This window comes from Gordonia amarae NBRC 15530 (assembly GCF_000241345.1).
GTDB classification, from domain to species: domain Bacteria; phylum Actinomycetota; class Actinomycetes; order Mycobacteriales; family Mycobacteriaceae; genus Gordonia; species Gordonia amarae.
Genome location: NZ_BAED01000015.1, coordinates 17,632 through 37,466 on the forward strand (window position 1 = coordinate 17,632; position 19,835 = coordinate 37,466).

Consider the following 19,835-nt stretch of genomic DNA (forward strand, 5'->3'; position numbering starts at 1 on the left):
CGCAGGGCAGGGACATTCAGAGCAGGCCGCGCGATTTGAGCATCAGGTAGTGGTCGGCCAGTGCCGCGGGCAACGAGTCGGGATCGGCGGTCACCACGTCGACGCCGAGCCGGCCGAGGGCCGCGGTGGTGCGGTCGCGCAGCAGTCCGGTGCGGACGGCGGCCGCGGCGTCGTATACCTGCCGCAGGTCCTCCCGCTCGTCGATCATCGCGGTGATCCCGGGGTCGGCGACCGAGGCGATCACCACCCGGTAGCGCTGGGCGAGCACCGACAGCGGCGCCAGCAGCGACTCCTCGATGGCGGCCGGTTCCAGCGCCGTCAGCAGCACCAGTAGCGCGCGGTGCCGGCTGATCTTGGTCACCTCGGCGCTCAGCAATGGCCAATCTGCTTCCAGCAGAGCAGGTTCCAATGGTGCCATGCCGTTGACGAGATCATTGAGCAACGTCGAGCGCGACGCGTTGACCACCCGCTGGCGTACCCGCCGGTCACCGGCGATCAGATCCACCCGGTCACCGGCGTGGGAGGCGAGCGCGGCCAGCAGCAGCGCGGCGTCCATCGACGCGTCCAGGCGCGGGGCGTCGCCGACGCGGGCCGCGCTGGTGCGGGAGGTGTCCAGGACGAGCACGATGTGCCGGTCGCGTTCGGGCTGCCAGGTCCGCACCACCACCGAGCGGCGCCGGGCGGTGGCCCGCCAGTCGATGCTGCGGACGTCGTCGCCCTCCACATAGTCACGCAGCGAGTCGAATTCGGTGCCCTGGCCGCGGATCCGGACCGCCGACCGGCCGTCGAGTTGCCGCAGCCGCGCCAGCCGGGACGGCAGATGTTTGCGCGAGTTGAACGGCGGCAGGGCGCGGACGCTGCCGCCGACGGACACCGAGCGCTGCCTGCCGCCGAGCCCCAGCAGCCCGGGCCTGCGGATGGTGAGCCGGACGGCGAGCCGATCGCCGCGCCGCGTCGGGCGCAGCGTGGTGGTGAGGGCGCGGCGTTCGCCCGCGGGCACGTCGACGCGGTGGGTCGTGGACCCGGCTCCCGCCGACGGCTGCCACGAATCCTTCAGCGAGCCACGGAATCTGCGGGTGCCGGGATTGGTCACCAGCAGTGTCGAGGTGGTGGACTCGCCGAGCCGGATCGGGGCGACGGGCAGCCGCGTCACCTCCAGTGCCAGCGGCTTACCGGCGGTCACGACGTCGACGGTCAGCAGCACCAGCACCGCGAGCATCCACCACAGCACCGTCGAATACGACGGCGTGAAGAGGATCGGCACGGCCCCGAGCAGGACCAGGCCGAAGAACCGTCCGGTGATGAACATCAGCGTGGCACGGGAACGGAACCGATGGCGGACTCGAGCACCGCCGCCACCGACACACCTTCCAGCTCCGCCTCGGCCCGCAGCGAAAGTCGGTGCGCCAGTGTCGATTGTGCCAGCGCCTTCACATCGTCGGGGGTGACGTAGTCGCGGCCGTTGAGCCATGCCCACGCCCGGCTGGTCGACAGCAGCGCCGTCGCGCCACGCGGACTCACGCCCAGCGAGAGGGAGGGGGAAATCCTGGTGGCGCGGGCGATGTCGACGATGTACGACAGCACCGCCGGGGCCACCGCCACCCGCCGGACGGCGTCGGCACCCACCTCGATGTCGGCGCCCGACGCGACCGCGGAAATACCCGCCGCACCGAGGTTCCGGGGATCGAACCCGGCGGCGTGCCGGGCCAGGATGTTGATCTCGTCGTCACGCGGCGGCACCGGCAGCACCACCTTGAGCAGGAACCGGTCGAGCTGCGCCTCCGGCAGCGGGTAGGTGCCCTCGTATTCGACGGGGTTCTGGGTGGCGGCCACCAGGAACGGCGTGGGCAGCGGGCGGGGGCGGCCGTCGATCGACACCTGCCGTTCCTCCATCGCCTCCAGCAGCGCCGCCTGCGTTTTCGGCGGGGTGCGGTTGATCTCGTCGGCCAGCATCAGGTTGGTGAACACCGGACCCTCGCGGAAGGTGAACTCCGAGGTGGCGCTGTCGAAGACGAGGGACCCGGTGATGTCGCCGGGCATCAGGTCGGGGGTGAACTGCACCCGCTTGGTGTCGACGGCCAGGGTGTTCGCGAGCGTGCGCACCAGCAGCGTCTTGGCCACGCCCGGAACGCCTTCGAGCAGGATGTGGCCGCGGCACAGCAGTGCGATCAGGATCCCGGCGACGGCGGCGTCCTGTCCGACAACGGCTTTGGCGACCTCGTTGCGGACCGCGCCGAGAGCCGCGCGGGCCGTCTGTTCACCGGGGTGGTGTGTTGCAGATGTCATGGCGTGAAACGGACTTCCTTCTCGAGGTCGGACAGGGCGCGGGCGAACAGGACGAGGCCGTCGTCATCGACGGGCAGCGGACCGGCCAGCAGCGGATAGATCTGGGCCGGATCCCATCCGGAGGCGGCAGCGGCGGCGTCGACGAGGGCGTCGACGGGACCGCCGGATCGCGGATCGTACGGCAATCCGACGGTGACGCTGATCTTCTGGAGGGCGTGGGCGCGCAGGGCGGCGGCGGACCGGTCGATGGCCCGGGACCGGTGGTACAACCGGCCCCGGGACCGGGTGGTCTCGTCGGACTTGACCACCACCGGCAGCGGTTCGGTCACCAGCGCGCCGAATCGCCTGCCCCGCCACAGCATCGCCGCCAGCAGACCGAATCCGGCGAGCAGCACCAGCGGCGCGATCGCGTCGGGGATGTCGTCGGTCGTATCGTCTCCGCCGTATGCGTCGTCGACCGAGGTGGGCTGGAACCAGACCACCTTGTCGGTGGGCGCCAGGGTCCGGATCGCGACGCCGGCGTTGTCGACGCGGGTGATCTCGTCGTTGCGCAACATGGTTCCGGTCATCACCACCGTTTCCGGTCGGTCCGGCGCCGGGGGCAACACCATCAGCTGAGCCGCGTCTCCGTCGACGAAACATTCTGTTGCGGATCCTGATTCGAACGGATGGAAGCCCTCCTCACTGACGCTGACGGTGTCGTCGGGGGAGAGGGACGGCGTCGAGCAGCGGGCCGGGATGGTCTCGCGGGTGCCGGTCCCGGCCGCGGTGCCCACGGGTAGCTCCAGCGTACCCAGCTGCATGCTCGACGGTGCGATCAGGACCAGCCGCCGCGCGTCCCGGACCGCGGACAGCAGCTCCGACCCCCACCCTCTGCGCGTTCTGAACACGCTGCCCACCACCACCGTGGTGTTCGCGTCGATATCCGCCTCCGTCAGCGCGCGGCCGGTGCGCACGATCCTCACGTCGGCGTCGTGCGAATCGATCACCCTGGCCAGGGCCTCGGCCCCGACGGGCCTGGGGTTCTCGGGATCGAGCCAGCCGCCGCGAGAGGTCTGCGCACCCGCGATCAGCACGACCACCGCCACCACCGTCGCCACCAGCAGGGCGATGCCGAGGTACCACCACCAGCGGCCCCGTTTCGCGGGTGCGGCCGGTGCCGGAGCGGATGTGGGCAGGGTTGTCGCGGTCATGACACGGGCTCCGCGAGTGTGGTGCGGGTGTGCGGTGTGGTGCGGTCGAGGGTCCTCTCCAGGTCGACGGCGCGCCGGGCGTCGTCGGGACCGGCGTGCGCCGACCCGTACACGACGCCATCGAAAACACCTGCCAACCACGATGTTTCCGCGGCCTGGGCGGGGAAGTGGCGGGCGAGTGCGGTGCTCACCTCGTGCGCGGTCATCGTTGCCTCGCCGGGCAGCAGGGTGCGTTCGCGGGCACGCGCGGCGATGGCGCGCATGATCAGGTGCACGACCTCGTCGTGGTTGCCGTCGGACAGTGCGTGCTCGGCCATCGACCGCAGTTCGGCGGCGCTGCGCGTGCTCGGCCCGAGCGCCCCCGGATCCGGTGCGGTGCGCACCCGTCGGGTGCGCCGGACGAACCGCATCGCGTACGCGATGCCGCCGATGATCGCCAGGATCACCAGCACCACCACGAAGTTCGGCAGGTGCGGGGAGGAGCCGCTGATCGCGTCGGTGAAGGAGTTGATCCGGTCGGAGATCCAGTCCGAGATCCGCTCCACCAGGCCAGGTTTGGACTCCTGATAGCGGGCCTTGTCGAGTTCGTCGCGCAGCCATTGCCGCGCCTCGTCATTGTCCGGGTTCGGCCCGGCTGCCAGGATGACGGCGCGCAGGCTCATGGCTGGTACGGCGGGTACTGGCCGGGGTACGGCGCCGGCGCTCCGGTGGGGGGCACCTGTTGCCCGTAGGGGGACATCGGTTGTCCGTAAGGGGAATACGGGGCCTGGGTGTACGGGTTCTGGGTGTACGGGATTTGGGCGAATGGGTGTGGGGGTTGACCGTACGCCGACGCCTGGCCGGTGTACCGGGACAACGGTTGCCAGCCCTCAGTGTGCTGCCCGGCGGCCACCTCGGCCGCGACCTGCCCGAGGTCCAGATCGAAACCGTCCTTGCGGATACGGGAATCTAGGTGCAGCACAGCGGTGGTGACGGCCATGAACGGCTGGGTGAGCACGACGGCCACGACGGCGCCGATCAGGTAAAGGGAGATCATGGCCACTATGGCACCGGTCGATTCGGCGCCGTCGTCGATGGCCATCACGATGATCGCGAGGATCTGGAAACCCATCTGGATGACCCACTGGATCACGCTGACGATCACATACATGAGCAGGAAGTTGCCGAGGGTGCGCCAGAACAGTCCGTCGGTCAGGGTCCACGAGCGCCGGATCGCGGCGATGGGGCCGAGGTTCTCGGTGAACAGCGCCGGCAGCGTCAGGGATATCCGCACGCCGAGCCATGCCAGCAGCACCATTGTTCCCAGGAGCAGCGCTATCCCGGCGAAGGTCAGCAGCCCGCTGTCGTCGGCCGCGCCGGCGATCAGCACCGCGACCGCCGCCGCCATGACGGCGGCCCCACCCACCAGGAACAGGACGAACACGCCCAGGAACGCGGGAATCCGGCGCCGGGTCATCCGCCAGGTCTCGCCGAGCCTGGGCCGACGGCCGACGGCCTGCTGGTTCAGTGGATACGCCAGCAGGCCCGAGCACATCCCGGACACCGCGCCGGCGGCCAGGAGGAGACCGCCCACGCCGACCACCAGCACACCCTCGGCGACATTGTTCTCGATGTCGCCGCCGGAGGCCGCGGCCGCGATGACCACGGCGACGGCACCGCAGGTGAGCATGGTGAACAACTGCAGCAGCAGCACGAGCCCGAAGTACACGCGGGGCGCGGCGCGGACCGCGGCGAATGTCGCCGACAGGATGTCGCCGACCTTGAGCGGGCGCAACGGCAGGATGCCGGGCTTGTGCATCAGCATCGGATTGAGATATCCCCAGCCGGGGTATCCACCGAATCCGATCGGGGCCGGTGCTGGGGCCGGCGTCGGGTACGGGGTCGCGGTGGGTGGGCCTGTCTGCGGGACGGCGGCGGGGGACCAGCCTTCGGGGACTGCGGGGCCCGCGGCTGACGTCGACCCGGGCGCCACCCAGGCCGGTGGGCCCTGGCCGGCCCTGTCGCCCTGTCCGGGCGGGTTGCTGCTGGTCACGTGTGTTGTCCCTCCTGTCCGGCGACGGTACCAAATCCGGGCATCCCGGCCGCTGCTCCTGTCGGCGGATCGGTGGACACCGATAGCGTGGACCTGCGGATTCGGTGGGGCAGCCGTTCCCGGAGCGGTGGTTGCCGTGGTAGCTTCTCCGGGTAGAACACGTTCTAGTTTTGGAGGATCGAGAATGAGCGTCGAACAAGAAGCCACCACGCAGGAATCGCTGCAGGACAAGATCGCCACCACCGTCGCGGCGTATGTCGACCTGGTCGCGTCGGGCACCGGTGAGCAGATCGCCGACCTGTTCGCCGCAGGCGGCACCGTCGAGGACCCCATCGGGACGCCGGTGCGCACCACTCGCGACGAGATCGTCGAGTTCTACAACGTCATCGCGAACATGGACACCCGCACCACCGTCCTCAACTGGGAGAAGGTGGCCGGCGACACCGCCGTCTTCGAGTTCGTGCTCACCACCGGCACCGGCGGCATGAACTTCGAGATCACCCCTGTCGACATCATGGTGTTCGACGACGAGGGCAAGATCACCTCGATGCGCGCCGTCTGGCAGCCCTCGGACCTCAAGCAGGTCTGATCCCCCGAGCCTCCCGCCCCGCCGGTTGACCATCCGTCCGCCGGCTGATCACCCGTCCGCCGGTTGACCACCCGTCCGCCGGTCGACCATCCGTCCGCCGGTTGACCATCCGTCCGCCGGTTGAGGTGCGAAGAGCCGCTAGGCGATGAGCCTCGAAACCCAGTGAGACGACAGTGTCCGCTCACCAGGTTTCGAGGCTTCGTCGCTTGCGCTCCTCGCGCCTCAACCGGCGAAGGGGCCCGACGCAAGGCAGAATCCATCTGTGGCACGCTACGGATTCACCCCGACGCAACTCTCGGCTCGGGCTGCCTACCTGCTCCGGGGCAACGACCTGGGCACGATGACCAGCGCGGCCCCCAAGCTGTACCCGCACATGTGGAGCTGGGACGCCGCGTTCGTCACCGTCGGCCTCGCCCCGCTGTCGGTCGAGCGAGCCGTCACCGAGATGGACACCCTGCTGTCGGCGCAGTGGTCCAACGGGATGATCCCGCACATCGTGTTCGCCAACGGCCGCGACGGCTACTTTCCCGGACCCGCCCGCTGGGAGTGCAGGCAGCTGGCCAGGTGTGCGCCACAGGATCGGGACACCTCCGGCATCACCCAGCCACCGGTGCATGCGATCGCCGTCGCCCGCATCCTGGACCACGCCCGTCGCCACGGCCGCACCACCCGCGGCGTCGCCAACGAGTTCATCGACCGCCGCTGGGGGGATCTGGTGCGCTGGCATCGCTGGCTCGCCACCGCCCGCGATCCGCACGGCCGGGGCCGAGTCACCATCTACCACGGTTGGGAATCGGGGATGGACAACTCGCCCCGCTGGGATTCGGCGTACGCCAATGTGGTTCCCGGAGCGGATCTTCCGCCGTATATCCGCGCCGACCTCGACCACGTCGGCGGCGACGTGTCGATGCGCCCGTCCAACCTGGAGTACGACCGCTACATCTGGCTCGTAGAACAGATGAAACGCGCGAACTATGACGACGAAACCCTCTCCGGCACGATGGATTTCGCTGTCGAAGATGTGTTCGTCAGCGCCATCCTCGCCGTGGCCTGCGAGGTGCTGGCCTCGATCGGCGAGGACCACGCCAAACCGCTGTCCGATGTTCGTGAACTCCGCGGCTGGGCCGAGCGTTTCCGGTCCGGCGTTGTTGCGGCAACCAATGAACGTAACGGTGCGGCAAGGGATTTCGATGTCCGGGCGAAGTCCTGGATCAACACCGAGACCATCGCCTGCTTCGCCCCGCTGCTGTGCGGCGGCCTGCCCCGGGAGCGCGAGCGTGCCCTCCTGCGGCTGTTCGAGGGGCCGCACTTCTGCGGCCACCCCGACCTGCGATTCGCGGTCCCGCCGTCCACATCGCCCATCTCGCCGGACTTCCGTGCCCGCGAATACTGGCGCGGCCCCGTCTGGCCGGTGATGACCTGGCTGTTCAGCTGGGCGTTCGCCCATCGCGGCTGGCCGGAGAAGTCCGCCCGCCTGCGCACCGAGGGCCTGCGCCAGGTCACCGACGGCAACTTCGCCGAATACTACGAACCGTTCACCGGCGAACCCCTCGGCAGCATGCAGCAAAGCTGGACCGCCGCAAGCGTTCTGGACTGGCTGGACTGAATCGCGGTCGCGGTCGGTCCGTTGCTAGAACCTGCCACCCACGCCGATGCGGCCGCTGCTCTGGGAGCCGCCGAACGACCCCGGGCTGCGGCCGCCGCTGCTGAAACCGCCACCGCCGAAGCCCCCTCCGAAACCGCCGCCGCGCATCGACCCGCGCAGGAAGCTGTCGACGAGAACGCCGGCGAGTACCGCGCCGGCCGCTGACCCGCCCGACGACTGCCGGGGCGCCTGGCTGTCCTCCCACTGCACCACGTCGCCCTGCGCGGCCATCAGCGCCTCGTCGGCGAGGCTGCCCGCGCGCCGGGCGGTGTCGATCGCGGTGACCGGGTCGCCTCCGGCGTCGGCGTTCGCGACGGCCAGCAGCCGCTGCGCCTCCGACAGCCGGGTGCGGGCGGTGGCCTGTACGGCCCCGCGCCGGGTGCCGATGAAGTCGGCCGCCGCATCCACCTTGGCGGTTGCCGACGCGAGGGCGGCGTTGAGGAGTTCGGTGCGCCGGGTGCGTTCGGCGGCCGTGGACCGGGCCGTGGCCAGCGCGTCGTCGAGGTCGGCGTCGGCGTCGACGAGGGCGGTGAAGGTGCCGAGCGGGTCGGTGGCGAAGTCGTTCTCGGCGCGGCCGAGGGCGTCGCGGGCGATCGACGCGGCGGCGGCCAGGTCGGGTCCGCCGTCGGCGGTCAGCCCGTCGGCCTCGGCGAGTTCACCGCGCACCTCCTCGATGAGCGCCGGCATCCGCACATGCGCGACCCGCAGGTTCTCCTCGGCGCGGTCGATGGCGTCGAGCAGCGTCGACGCCTGTGCGATCGCACCCTCGGCGGAGCGGATCGCCGCCACAGCCTGCCCCTGCTCGCCGACGGGCAGCTCGAGTGCCTCGCGGCCCTGATCGGTGCTCGACTCGGCGAACGCGATCTGCTGTTCGGCCAGCGCCGGGTTGTCGGCGATCGAGGTGAGCGTGGCCGCGCCGTGCTTGCCGATCAGCTCGTCGAGCTTCGTGCGCGCCCCCGACAGCCGCGTCCGCAGGCCCACCAGTTCCTGGGTGAGCTCGGAGAATCGGGTGTCGGCGTTGATCAGCAGGTTGCGCATGGTGTCGAACTGCTCGACCTGCTCGTCGAGATCGTTGTCGACATCGGTGCAGGTGGTGATGATCTGCACCAGCATCGAGCGGCGTTGGTCGTCGGTTTCCGGAATGTCGTCGTCGAGGCGCTGGCGCAGCGCGAACGACGCCGCCACGCCCTTCTTCGCGGCATCGAGCGCGCGGGTGAACGGTTCGGTCTCCACCGCCCCGAACTCGCCGACGGCCAGTCGCAACTCCTCCTCGCTGGTGCGGATCGCGTTGTCGGTGTCGGTGAGGACCTCCCGCGACCACGGGTCGAGCACGTCGAGCGGCTGCGAGATCAACTGGTCGCCGGTGAGTTCCTGCTCGCGGACGGCGTCGAGGCCGTCGTCGATCCGCTTGCGGCGCCGCCTGCGCGAATACAGCAGCGCACCGCCGCCGCCCAGCACGGCCACCCCGCCGACGACGCCGACGAGCATGCCGGCACCGGAACTGTCGCCGGTTCCGGCCAGGCCGTCGACCGCACCCAGACCGGCATTCATCCATTCGTTCTTGCGCAGCGTCGGCACGATCTTGTCGTTCGCGATGGACTTGAGGTCGTCGCGGGAGATGTCGTCGATGCCTTCCGGCGAGTCGAAGTAGTACGAGCGTGACCCGGTGGCCACCGCCAGCAGCACGTCCCGGAACCCGAGGTCGCTGCGCGTGATGGTCTGCTGCGCCCACTGCTGCGCGGACAGATCGTCGAAGGTGTTGACGTACGCCACCCACAGCGTGATGTCGTGGTTCTCCTGCAGCTTGTCGATCGCGTTCTGCAGCCGCTCGGCCTGCGCGGTGTCGAGCACGTCCGCCGGGTCGTACACCTGGTTGGGCAGACGCGACGGCGGTTCGGCGTGCGCGGGCCCGGCCAGCAGCACGGCGAGCGCCGAGACGACGGTGACCAGGAACGCGAGTGTGGTCAGGCCCAGAGCGGTGACGCGGAGGACGGGAGGACGCATGCCCTAGACACTAGTGGTCGTTCACCCGAACTCACGACAGGCAATAGGCTCTGGCCCGGGTCAGCCCCGCCACTTGCACAGTGCTTCGACTGCGGACAGGTCGTAGTCGGGTCCGCAGACGCCGACGGTGATCACCGACAACCCCAGTTCGGTGAGTTCCGCGGCCTGTCGCGCCGACTCGTCGGGGGAGGCGCCGTGCTTGATGGCCGCCGAATGTTCGATGGTCGCCGGGTCGCGGCCCACGTCGGCGCAGTGCGCGGCGAGGATCTGTGCCTTACGCGGGTAGGTGTCGCGGTCGGCGAAGCTGTGCCACAGGTCGGCGTGCCCGGCCACATGCCGCAGCGTCTTCTTCTCCCCGCCGCCGCCGATGAGGATCGGGATGTCGCGGGTGGGTGCCGGATTGAGTGTGGCCAGCCGCGCGTCGATGCGGGGCAGTGCCGCCCCCAGGTCGTCGAGCCGTGATCCGGCGGTGCCGAACTCGTAGCCGTATTCGTCGTAGTCCCTGCGGAACCAGCCCGACCCGATACCCAGGATGAGTCGGCCGCCGCTGATGTGGTCGACGGTGCGGGCCATGTCGGCCACCAGCTCCGGATTCCGGTACGAGTTGCAGGTCACCAGCGCACCGATCTCGATGCGCGAGGTCTGCTCCGCCCACGCACCGAGCATCGTCCAGCATTCGAAGTGGGCGCCGTCGCGGTCGCCGTACAGCGGGTAGAAGTGGTCCCAGTTGAACGCGATGTCGACGCCGAGATCCTCGGCGCGGCGCACCGCGTCCCGGATCAGTGCGTAGTCGGGTGCGTGCTGCGGCTGCAGCTGCACGCCGATCCGGACGGGGAACCCACGAGACTCAAGTGCCATGCGTCCAGTCCTAGCACCAACCGGACCTCTTCGTTGCTTGAGGTGTGACCAGGTGTCGCTACTTGATCCCGGAGGGCGATGCGAGGAACCCGGCACTTGATCCCTGAGGGCGATGCGAGGAACCCGGCACTTGATCCCTGAGGGCGATGCGAGGAACGAGCGAGCGTCTCGAAGGGTCCGGCGACCCGAGGCACCTGGCGGAACCACCCCGTCCGGTCTACCCCGGGGTATCAAGAGAAGGTGACCCCGACACCCACCGCGCCGTCCCTCGACGAACTCCGCCGCCGCACCAGCGAAAAGTGGCGCACCTATCCCGACGACGTCCTCCCGCTGTTCGTCGCCGAGATGGACTTCACCATCGCCGACGTCGTCGCCGACGCCATCACCGCGCGGGTGCGGGCCTCCGACATCGGGTACGCGGGCAGCCCCGGCCGGGTCGGCGAGGTGTTCTCCGGGTTCGCGCAACGACGCTGGGGCTGGCAGCCCGATCCCGCGGGTGTCCGGCTCACCACCGATGTCAGCGTCGTCATCGTGGAGGCGCTACGGGTGCTGATCTGCCCGGGCGACGCCGTGATCATCAACCCGCCCGTCTATCCGCCGTTCTTCGACATGGTTCCCGAGGCCGGTGGCCGGGTCGTCGAGGTGCCGCTGATCAGCGATGACGCCGGGTACCGGCTCGACGTCGACGGCATCGGTCAGGCGTTCGCCGACGGGGCGAAGGCGTTGCTGCTGTGCAGCCCGCACAACCCCGTCGGGAAGGTGCACAACGCCGAAGAACTGTCCTGGATCGCCGAACTGGCCGCCGCCCACGGGGCGTTCGTGATCAGCGACGAGATCCACGCGCCGCTCGTGCATCGGCCCTCTGAGTTCGTCCCGTTCCTGTCGGTGAGCGACGCCGCGCGTGAGGTCGGGGTGGCCGCGCATTCGGCGAGTAAGGGTTTCAACATCGCGGGCGCAAAATGTGCGCTCACGGTGTCGGCGAGCGAGCGCATCGGGAGCCTCCTCGACCGGCAGCCCGAGGAGGTGGGTTTCCGCACCAGCATCCTCGGCAGAGCAGCCACCGAGGCCGCCTTCGAACACGGCGAACCCTGGCTCGACGCCGCCGTCGGACTCATCACCGACAACCTCAATCTCCTGGAAACCCAACTGGCCCAGAAGATTCCGACGGTTACGATGCGCCGACCCGCGGCCTCGTATCTGGCCTGGCTCGACTTCCGTGCCACCGGCCTCGGCGACAACCCGGGCCTGCCGATCCTCGATCGTGGCCGCGTCGCCCTCCATTACGGACCCGCATTCGGTACGCAGGGAACGGGTTTCGCCCGACTCAACACCGCATGTTCGCCGGAGGTCCTCACCGAGGCCGTCGACCGCATCGCGCGGGTGGTCGCCGGCGACTGAGTTATCGGGTGGTGGCGTCATGCGCTCGTCCGGTGACCTGGCCACATGTCATAACCATATGCGAACATATGTTCTATGACGCGCATCCGGACCGACGATCGCCCCGCGGCGTCGATCCTGCATGCCGATCTCGACTCGTTCTACGCATCGGTGGAGCAGCGCGATAACCCGAGCCTGCGGGGCAGGCCGGTCATCGTCGGCGGTGGGGTGGTGCTGGCGGCCAGCTACGAGGCCAAGGCGTTCGGGGTGCGCACACCCATGCCCGGGCATGAGGCGCGGGCGCTGTGTCCGCGGGCCGTCGTGGTGCGGCCGCGGTTCGAGGCGTACTCGGAGGCCAGCAAGGCGGTGTTCGAGATCTTCCGTGACACCACCCCGATCGTCGAGGGCATCTCCGTCGACGAGGCCTTTCTCGACGTCGGCGGTCTGCGCAAGATCGCCGGCGAACCCGAGGACATCGGCCGCATACTGCGGGCGCGGGTCCGCGACGAGGTTGGCCTGCCGATCTCCGTCGGCGGGGCGCGTTCCAAGTTCCTGGCGAAGGTGGCCAGCGCGCACTGCAAACCCGACGGCCTGCTGATCGTCGCTCCCGGCACCGAACTGGCGTTCCTGCATCCGCTGCCGGTGCGCCGGCTGTGGGGTGTCGGCGCGGTCACCGAACGCAGACTCGCCGACGCGGGCATCTCGACGGTCGGCGATCTGGCCGCGCTGGGCGAGGCACGGCTGTCGTCGCTGCTGGGCCGGGGAGCGGGCCGGCACCTGTTCGCCCTCTCGATGGGGGTCGATCCGCGCCGGGTGGAGTCGGGCAAGCGCCGTGGGTCGATCGGTTCGCAACGCGCCCTGGGCCGCCGGCCGAAAACCCCCGCCGACCTCGACGCCACGGTCATCGCCATCGTCGAACGCCTCGGCAAACGCCTCCGCAAGGCCGACAGGCTGTGCCGCACCGTCGTCCTGCGGCTGCGGTTCGACGATTTCAGCCGCGCCACCCGCTCGCGCACCCTGTGGGAACCCACCGATCGCACCGACGTCCTCATGACCACCGCCCGCACCCTGCTCGACGATGCGATCCCGCTGCTCACCGACCGCGGCTGCACCCTCGTCGGGATCTCGCTCACCAATCTCGCCGACGCCGACGCCGTCCAGCTCACCCTGCCGTTCGAGGCCGACCACGGCGCCGAACTCGACGCGACGATGGACGGCCTCCGCGAACGCTTCGGCCGCGACGCCGTCACCCGCGCGGTCCTGGTCAACCGCCGGCACGGCGACGACGTCCCGATGCTGCCAGACTGACCGATCTCCGATGTGGCACAGCTCTCCGCCGGCCGTTGTCCCTGTCTGATCCGTTTCGCTGGTTGTGTGACCACTCCGCCGGTTGAGGTGCGAGGAGCGCAAGGTACGAGCCTCGAAACCCCGCGAGTCGACAATGTCCGCACCCACGACAATCCCAGGAGACGCGCGTCACATTACAGTGATCGCATGACTGTGCAAGACCACGCCTTCACCCCCGATCTGATCCCCTCCCAGGTGCCGACGCACTGGTACAACCTGGCCGCCGAACTCGACGAGCCGATCCCGCCGCACCTGCACCCGGGCACCAAGGAACCGGTCGGTCCCGACGACCTCGCCGCGCTGTTCCCGGCCGGGCTGATCGCGCAGGAGGTGTCGGCCGATCCGTACATCGAGATCCCCGAGCCGGTGCGGGAGATCTACAAGATGTGGCGGCCCTCGCCGCTGATCCGGGCGCGCCGGTTCGAGGAGTCGCTCAATACCAAGGCGCGCATCTACGTCAAGTACGAGGGCGTCAGCCCGGTCGGCAGCCACAAGACCAATTCGGCTGTGGCGCAGGCTTACTACAACAGCATCGACGGCGTCAAACGCCTCACCACCGAGACCGGCGCCGGGCAATGGGGGAGTGCCCTGGCGTTCGCGGGTGCGCAGTTCGGGATCGACGTCGAGGTGTGGCAGGTGCGCGCATCGTTCGACTCGAAGCCCTACCGCGGCTTCCTGATCCGCACCTACGGCGGCACCCTGCACCCGAGCCCGTCGGACCTGACCGAGTCGGGCCGGGCGATGCTCGCCAAGGACCCGAACACCACCGGCAGCCTCGGCATGGCGGTCAGTGAGGCCGTCGAGGTGGCAGCGCAGAACCCCGACACCCGCTACGCGCTCGGTTCGGTGCTCAATCACGTCGTGCTGCATCAGAGTGTCATCGGCCAGGAGGCTGTCGTGCAGCTCGGCGAGGTGGAGGCCGGTGCCGACGTCGTGTTCGGTTGTGCCGGTGGTGGTTCCAACCTGGCCGGGTTGTCGTTCCCGTTCCTGCGGGAGAAGCTCCACGGCCGCGGCAACGCGAAGATCGTGGCCGCCGAACCCGCCGCCTGCCCGTCGATCACCGAGGGCGAGTACCGTTACGACCACGGCGACGTCGCAGGACTCACGCCGCTGCTCAAGATGCACACGCTCGGAATGGATTTCGTGCCCGACCCGATCCACGCGGGCGGCCTGCGCTACCACGGCATGGCGCCGGCGCTCAGCCACACGGTCGAACTCGGTCTGGTGCAGGGTGTGGCCATCAGCCAGCACGACGCGTTCAGCGCCGGTGTGCAGTTCGCCCGCACCCAGGGCATCGTCCCGGCCCCCGAGTCGACGCACGCCATCGCCGCCTGCGCCAAGCACGTCGCCAACAGCGACAAGGAGCAGGTCGTGGTGATCGGCCTGTCGGGCCACGGCCAGCTCGACCTGCCCGCCTACGCCGAGTTCCTCGACGGCAAGTTCTGACCGCCGCCCCCTTCCGCCGGTCGAGCCTCGAAACCTTTCGCCGGTTGAGATGCGAGGAGCCTCGAAACCTGGTGCACCTCTTGCTGGTTGAGGTGTGAGGAGCGCAAGCGACGAGCCTCGAAACCTCGCACGACGACACGACATTGTCATCTCACGAGGTTTCGAGGCTCGGTCGCTGGGCGACCTCGCACCTCAACCGGCGATGGGGGTGACACCGGCGACGGGGCTACTCCAGCAGCTTCTTCTGGACCTTGCCCATCGCGTTGCGGGGGAGCGCGTCGATGTACCGGATCTCCCTGGGCCGCTTATGATGTGACAGCTGCGACGCGACCAGGTCGATGAGAACGGCCTCCTCGACCGGCTCCCCGACGACGTACGCGACGATCCGCTGGCCGAGGTCGTCGTCGGGAACCCCGATCACCGCGACCTCCCGCACCGAATCATGGCCCAGGAGAACGGTTTCGATCTCCCCGGCCCCGATGCGGAAACCGCCGGACTTGATGAGGTCGGTGGACCGGCGTCCGACGATCCGGTGCATCCCGGACGGGTCGATGACGGCGACGTCGCCGGTGACGAACCAGCCGTCCCCGATCCACGATTCGGCGGTGGCCTCGGGCCGGTTCAGGTACTCGGTGCCCACCATCGGCCCCCGGACGAGTAGATCGCCGACGGACTCACCGTCGTGCGGAAGCTCGGAATCGCCTTCGCGCAAACGGGTCTCGACACCGGCGAGCGGCAACCCCACCCAGCCGGGACGGCGTTCGCCGTCGGCGCGGGTGCTGACGGTGATGAGGGTTTCGGTCATCCCGTAGCGCTCGACGATCTCGTGCCCGGTCAGCGACCGGATGGCGTCGAACGTGGGTACCGGCAGCGGAGCACTGCCGGAGATCAACAGACGCGCCGATGATAATGCCTGTGCCGCAGCGGTATCCCCGGCCACCCGCGACCACACCGTCGGCACCCCGAAGAAGATCGACGCCCCCGCCTCGGCGGCGGCTGCGTACAGCGACGGTGTGGGCGACCCGGTGTGGATCACCGAACCGCCCCGGCGCAGCGGACCCAGGATCCCGAGGATCAGCCCGTGCACGTGGAACAGCGGAAGACCGTGCGCCAGAACGTCATCGCCGGTCCACTGCCAGGCGTCGGCGAGGGCGTCGAGACCGGCGGCGATGGCGCGGCGGGTGATGGGTACACCCTTCGGCAATCCCGTTGTGCCCGAGGTGTACAGGATCATCGCGACCGAGTCGGCGGGCGGCTCGGGATGCCGGTGCCACGACTTGGCGTACCGGCGCACCGGCACCACCGGCAGCGTCGGGTCGTCGGGGGCGGCACCGAGCCAGCCCTGTGCCCCCGAGTCGCCGAGGATGTGCGCGATCTCCCGCGGCCCCGAATCCGGCGGCACCGGCACCACGGTGACCCCGGCGATCAGCCCGCCGAGCACGGCGAGCACGGTCTCGGTGGTCGGCCGGGCCAGTACGGCCACCACCCGCGCCCCGGCGATCCGTTCGGCGACTGCCGTCGCCACCCCGGCCAGGTCCTCCCGCGACAGCTTGTCGTCGCCGATGCGCAGGGCGTCGGGGGCGTCGGGAGCGGACGGGTTGAGATACGGCAGCAGCATGGCTTTCATGCTGCCACGGTGCACACCGCTAGAGGTCGTCCGGGCGCGTCGCACTTTGCGCCGCGAGCACGTCGGAGTGCCCGTTGCGCCGGCACCAGCTCACGATGTACCGGGCGTGCAGTCCGCACCAGCGGTACACCGACGGCTGGGTCAGTGGCAGGCGGTCGTCGTGTTCGCCGCGGGCCCTGATGATCGGGCCGAGATAGTTGGTGGCCACCTTGTTGGCAGTGTTCGGTGACACCTTGGCCGCTGCCGCGAGGGTTGCGTTGTCGGCGGCATTGCCGGATGCGATGGCGCCCGCCAGGCGCCCTGCCGTGATGCCGCGACGACCGTCGAACAGTTCGAACAGCGACGGCTTGTTGCTGACCGGCGGGTGCATCGGCAGGGTCTGGCCGAGTGCGAGTTTGCCCATGGCGTCGGCGAGTGCGGCGAATCCGACCGCCTTGGCGATCACCCCCGACACATCGGGCCGCAGGCGGGCCTCGGCGAGGTGATCATTCTCCATCGAATGCCCCTGCGTCGCGATCAGCACGGGGGCGCGCCGGTCGGCCTGATTGAGGCCGTCGATCACGTCGAGCCCATCGAACTTCCATTCGAGGTCGGGACGGTTGAACACGAGGTCTGCGGTCACCACGTCGAACCGCACCCGCGCGGCGATGCTGCTGCGGAACTCGGTCTCGTCCCGGGCGACGGTGATGGTCGCGTCCGGGAATGCCGCGTTCATGGGGGCCGCGATGACGTCCCCGAGGGGTGAGGCGATGAGGATCCGCATGTCCGTTGGCACATGCGTAATCATGCCTGACACCCCGGGAAGTGTGCGTGATCGGGTGGATTTGCGGCGGGCTCGCGAACTCTACATGCCGAGTCGTCGGAAATCTGTCGGATAGATGGCTGAATTCGTCGCCCAATCCGATGAATCTGGTCGTGTCAGGCCGGCGATGAAGGAGAGTGACGATGACCGCGGACATCAATGGTGAACTCGGGATTCCGGTTCACCCGCTGCCGGTGGGTACCGACGTGGCGGTGGTCGCCGGCCAGGGTCTCGCGGACGCGGGTCTGGTCGCGTTGATCGAGAGTTTCCGGTTGCGGTGCGCGATCGTCGACCTCGACGACCCGGGAATCGCGCCCGCGGCGCCGACGGTCAAGGCGGTGATCGTGCGCAGTCCGGCGGCGACCGAACGCGCCCGGAAGTGGGCACCTTCCGCGTTGCTTGTCGGAATCGGTGTCACGGGTGCCCCCGACATGGTCGTCCTGCCTGACACCGCCGACTCCGCGCCGAGACTGCGTGCTCTGCTCGACACGGGTCTCGCCGCCCGCGTACGGCACAACCCGAACCGGGTGCATCTGACGCCACGCGAACGCGAGGTTCTGGGCACCTATGTGCTGGGCTCCACCGTGTACGAGACCGCCAAACACCACTTCATCTCCGAGAGCACGGTCCGTTCGCACTTCCGCCGCGTGGTCAGCCGCTACACAAACGAGGGCCGTCCGGTGAACAACAAGTCCCAGCTCCTCATGGAACTGATCGCCGACGGCTGGCTCGACGACGAGCGCATCGCCCGCTGACCCAGAGCTCCGAGCCCCGGCACTCAGGTGAGCAGCGCGACCTTGCCGCCGGCCCTGCCCGAAGCGACCAGCGCCAGCGCGTTGACGGCGTCGCTGAGTGGAAAGGTCTGTGCGACAGGCACTGCCAGTTCGCCGCGTGCGGCAAGCTGGACGAGTTCGCCACGGATCTCGTCGCGGAAGGCCAGGGACTCGGGCTGATTGCCGCCGATCGCGACCAACCCGTCGGCCGTGGCCCGGTGTTGCGCGGCGATGGTGACGATGCGGGACCGGTCGAAGACCAGGGACAGCGATGCGTCGATTGCCTCGTCGGTGCCGGCGGCGTCGAGGGCGACGGAAATACCTTGCGGTGCAGCATCTTCGATGCGGCCGAGCAGTCCTTCGCCGTAGGGGACCGCGACGCCGCCGAAGCGTTCGACGCGTGCGAGGCCGGTGGGCCCGGCGGTCCCGATGACCGTCGCACCGACCCTGCGCGCCAACTGCAGCACCGCCACCCCCACCGCTCCCGACGCCGCGTGCAGCAGGATCGTGTCGCCGTTGGTGACCCGCGCGACCCGGAGCAGGTCGGCGGCGGTCGCCCCGGCGAGCAGCAGGTTTGCCGCTTCGGCGAATCCGAGCGCCGGGGGTTTGGCGAACACCTTCTCGGCGGGCACGGTCAGCGCCGTCGCGTAGCCGCCGCTGACGCGGAAGGCCAGCACCTCGTCGCCCACCGCACCACCGCCGGAGGCGATCTCGGTGCCCGGGCCGATCGCCGAGAGCACGCCCGACACCTCGTATCCAATGGGCAGCGGGAACTCGGTGGCCCGCGAAACATGCTTGAGGTCGGCCGGATTCACCCCGGCCGCACGCACCTCGATGGTGACCTCACCCGGTCCCGGGGCCGGCACGTCGACATCGACGAACGCGAAGTCGGTGAGCCCGGCAGGTCCGGTGGCTGTCCAGCGTTTGTCGCCCACCCTCCTACCGTAACCGGAGGGTACGTTCCCCGAACGACGTTCCCTTGTCACGATGTGCGGACGGGCGGAGTGTGGAGGGTTATGAAACGGTTCGCGAGCGGCACGATCCTGGTCGTGGCCACCCTGCTGTCGGTGGTGGCCTGCGATGACGGCGGCACATCGTCGTCGGCACCCCCGACCGCCGAGGCCACGATCGGCGACGACGCCGCGGGCACCCTGACCGGGGAGAACAGCCTGCCGCCGTCGGCAGCCGGCCCGCCTGACTCGCCTGACTCGTCGGGCTCGCCGGTGACGATCCGCGTGAACGTCGGTGACCGCCCGGCCAACGGCGCCGAACGCGTCCAGAAGTGGGCCGACGACGTGGCCGCCGGTCGCATCGATGTCCTCACACGCAAATGCTGGACCATCAGCCCGAAGGTCGTTGCCACTGAGTATTCGCAGGTCACCGCTATCAAGAACATCCTGGAAACCCCTGGCAGCCAAACCCAGTTCGGGATGTCGTGGAAATCCGGTGCCGGGCAGCTCAGCTTTGCGTACAACGAACTGAAATCGGACTACCCGTGCCCGGTCGCCGACGTCGCCGAAGGCTTCGAGGAGAAGGTCCCGCAGGCGGGCTGGATCGTGCAACGCGCCCTGCGGCGTGCCCAGGGCAACCCGGTCAACCCCGCCGACACCGAGGCCGTCTACCCGCTGACCTGCCTGCCGCAGGTCAACCGCAACTGGGAAACCCAGATGGGCCACCCGGTGGTCGCGTCAGTGGCGCAGACCCTCGGCAAGGTCGGCAGCTTCGACGCGTCGGGCTTCACGTTCTTCCGCGAGGGCTCAGAACTCATTCGCGTCACCGGCACCGTCGACGGCCGGCAGCGGTCCTTCCTCGTCGGCCGCCAACAGGGCGGCTGGTGCATCCCCGAGATTCGCTGA

General features: G+C 69.4%; 17 protein-coding genes. 7 read left to right on the plus strand and 10 right to left on the minus strand.

The genetic code is table 11. The annotated features are described in order from the left end of the window. Window positions 1–16: 16 nt before the first annotated feature. Genes GOAMR_RS03995 through GOAMR_RS04015 form a run of 5 tightly spaced genes read right to left on the minus strand, consistent with a single transcriptional unit; the run spans window position 17 to window position 5,511 of the window. The gene (locus GOAMR_RS03995) at window positions 17–1,309 is read right to left on the minus strand and encodes a DUF58 domain-containing protein (RefSeq protein ID WP_005182992.1); all 1,293 of its coding nucleotides are present in this window, start codon (window positions 1,307–1,309) and stop codon (window positions 17–19) included. After that, entirely contained in the window at window positions 1,309–2,286 is a 978-nt protein-coding gene (locus GOAMR_RS04000) for an AAA family ATPase (RefSeq protein WP_005182993.1), read from the minus strand. Before GOAMR_RS04000 ends, GOAMR_RS03995 begins: the two co-directional genes overlap by 1 nt. Then, window positions 2,283–3,479 (minus strand): DUF4350 domain-containing protein, encoded by a 1,197-nt coding sequence (locus GOAMR_RS04005; RefSeq protein WP_005182994.1) that lies wholly within the window; start codon window positions 3,477–3,479, stop codon window positions 2,283–2,285. Before GOAMR_RS04005 ends, GOAMR_RS04000 begins: the two co-directional genes overlap by 4 nt. Further along, window positions 3,476–4,141 carry a DUF4129 domain-containing protein gene (locus GOAMR_RS04010; RefSeq protein WP_005182995.1) on the minus strand — a complete coding sequence of 222 codons (666 nt, stop codon included), beginning with the start codon at window positions 4,139–4,141 and terminating at the stop codon, window positions 3,476–3,478. Before GOAMR_RS04010 ends, GOAMR_RS04005 begins: the two co-directional genes overlap by 4 nt. After that, complete coding sequence (locus GOAMR_RS04015; protein ID WP_138943585.1) at window positions 4,138–5,511, minus strand: glycerophosphoryl diester phosphodiesterase membrane domain-containing protein; 1,374 nt, start codon at window positions 5,509–5,511, stop codon at window positions 4,138–4,140. The genes GOAMR_RS04010 and GOAMR_RS04015 overlap by 4 nt, the downstream gene beginning before the upstream one ends. Before the next feature lie 184 nt (window positions 5,512–5,695). On the opposite strand from GOAMR_RS04015, the gene GOAMR_RS04020 reads away from it, so the two are divergent. Beyond that, window positions 5,696–6,100, plus strand: a complete 405-nt coding sequence (locus GOAMR_RS04020) for a nuclear transport factor 2 family protein (RefSeq protein ID WP_005182997.1) — start codon at window positions 5,696–5,698, stop codon at window positions 6,098–6,100. 262 nt (window positions 6,101–6,362) lie between these two features. Beyond that, the gene (gene ggh, locus GOAMR_RS04025) at window positions 6,363–7,706 is read left to right on the plus strand and encodes a glucosylglycerate hydrolase (protein WP_005182998.1); all 1,344 of its coding nucleotides are present in this window, start codon (window positions 6,363–6,365) and stop codon (window positions 7,704–7,706) included. 24 nt (window positions 7,707–7,730) lie between these two features. Here ggh and GOAMR_RS04030 read toward each other — a convergent pair whose 3' ends face one another. Both GOAMR_RS04030 and GOAMR_RS04035 read right to left on the minus strand, forming a co-directional pair. Continuing rightward, a complete protein-coding gene (locus GOAMR_RS04030; protein WP_005183000.1) occupies window positions 7,731–9,749 on the minus strand; it encodes a TPM domain-containing protein in 2,019 nt (672 codons plus the stop codon). Between the two features lie 60 nt (window positions 9,750–9,809). After that, window positions 9,810–10,607, minus strand: a complete 798-nt coding sequence (locus tag GOAMR_RS04035) for an LLM class F420-dependent oxidoreductase (RefSeq protein WP_005183001.1) — start codon at window positions 10,605–10,607, stop codon at window positions 9,810–9,812. Between the two features lie 240 nt (window positions 10,608–10,847). Between GOAMR_RS04035 and GOAMR_RS04040 the strand changes: the two genes are divergently transcribed. From GOAMR_RS04040 to GOAMR_RS04050, 3 genes are all read left to right on the plus strand, one after another. Further along, on the plus strand, window positions 10,848–12,005 hold the full coding sequence (locus GOAMR_RS04040; RefSeq protein ID WP_005183003.1) for a MalY/PatB family protein: 1,158 nt from the start codon (window positions 10,848–10,850) through the stop codon (window positions 12,003–12,005). A gap of 75 nt (window positions 12,006–12,080) precedes the next feature. After that, a complete protein-coding gene (gene dinB / locus GOAMR_RS04045; protein WP_005183005.1) occupies window positions 12,081–13,292 on the plus strand; it encodes a DNA polymerase IV in 1,212 nt (403 codons plus the stop codon). A 186-nt stretch (window positions 13,293–13,478) separates the two neighbouring features. Next, a complete protein-coding gene (locus GOAMR_RS04050) occupies window positions 13,479–14,777 on the plus strand; it encodes a TrpB-like pyridoxal phosphate-dependent enzyme (protein WP_005183007.1) in 1,299 nt (432 codons plus the stop codon). Between the two features lie 226 nt (window positions 14,778–15,003). On the opposite strand, the gene GOAMR_RS04055 is transcribed toward GOAMR_RS04050, so the two are convergent. Together GOAMR_RS04055 and GOAMR_RS04060 are read right to left on the minus strand one after the other, a co-directional pair. Beyond that, window positions 15,004–16,395 (minus strand): acyl-CoA synthetase, encoded by a 1,392-nt coding sequence (locus GOAMR_RS04055; RefSeq protein ID WP_005183009.1) that lies wholly within the window; start codon window positions 16,393–16,395, stop codon window positions 15,004–15,006. A 28-nt stretch (window positions 16,396–16,423) separates the two neighbouring features. After that, the gene (locus GOAMR_RS04060) at window positions 16,424–17,167 is read right to left on the minus strand and encodes an MSMEG_1198 family transcriptional regulator (RefSeq protein WP_005183011.1); all 744 of its coding nucleotides are present in this window, start codon (window positions 17,165–17,167) and stop codon (window positions 16,424–16,426) included. 182 nt (window positions 17,168–17,349) lie between these two features. On the opposite strand from GOAMR_RS04060, the gene GOAMR_RS04065 reads away from it, so the two are divergent. Then, entirely contained in the window at window positions 17,350–17,961 is a 612-nt protein-coding gene (locus GOAMR_RS04065) for a helix-turn-helix transcriptional regulator (protein ID WP_005183012.1), read from the plus strand. Between the two features lie 23 nt (window positions 17,962–17,984). Here the strand turns inward: GOAMR_RS04065 and GOAMR_RS04070 are convergent, their stop codons facing one another. Then, a complete protein-coding gene (locus tag GOAMR_RS04070; RefSeq protein ID WP_005183014.1) occupies window positions 17,985–18,914 on the minus strand; it encodes an NADP-dependent oxidoreductase in 930 nt (309 codons plus the stop codon). A gap of 81 nt (window positions 18,915–18,995) precedes the next feature. On the opposite strand from GOAMR_RS04070, the gene GOAMR_RS04075 reads away from it, so the two are divergent. Continuing rightward, the gene (locus GOAMR_RS04075; RefSeq protein ID WP_005183016.1) at window positions 18,996–19,835 is read left to right on the plus strand and encodes a hypothetical protein; all 840 of its coding nucleotides are present in this window, start codon (window positions 18,996–18,998) and stop codon (window positions 19,833–19,835) included.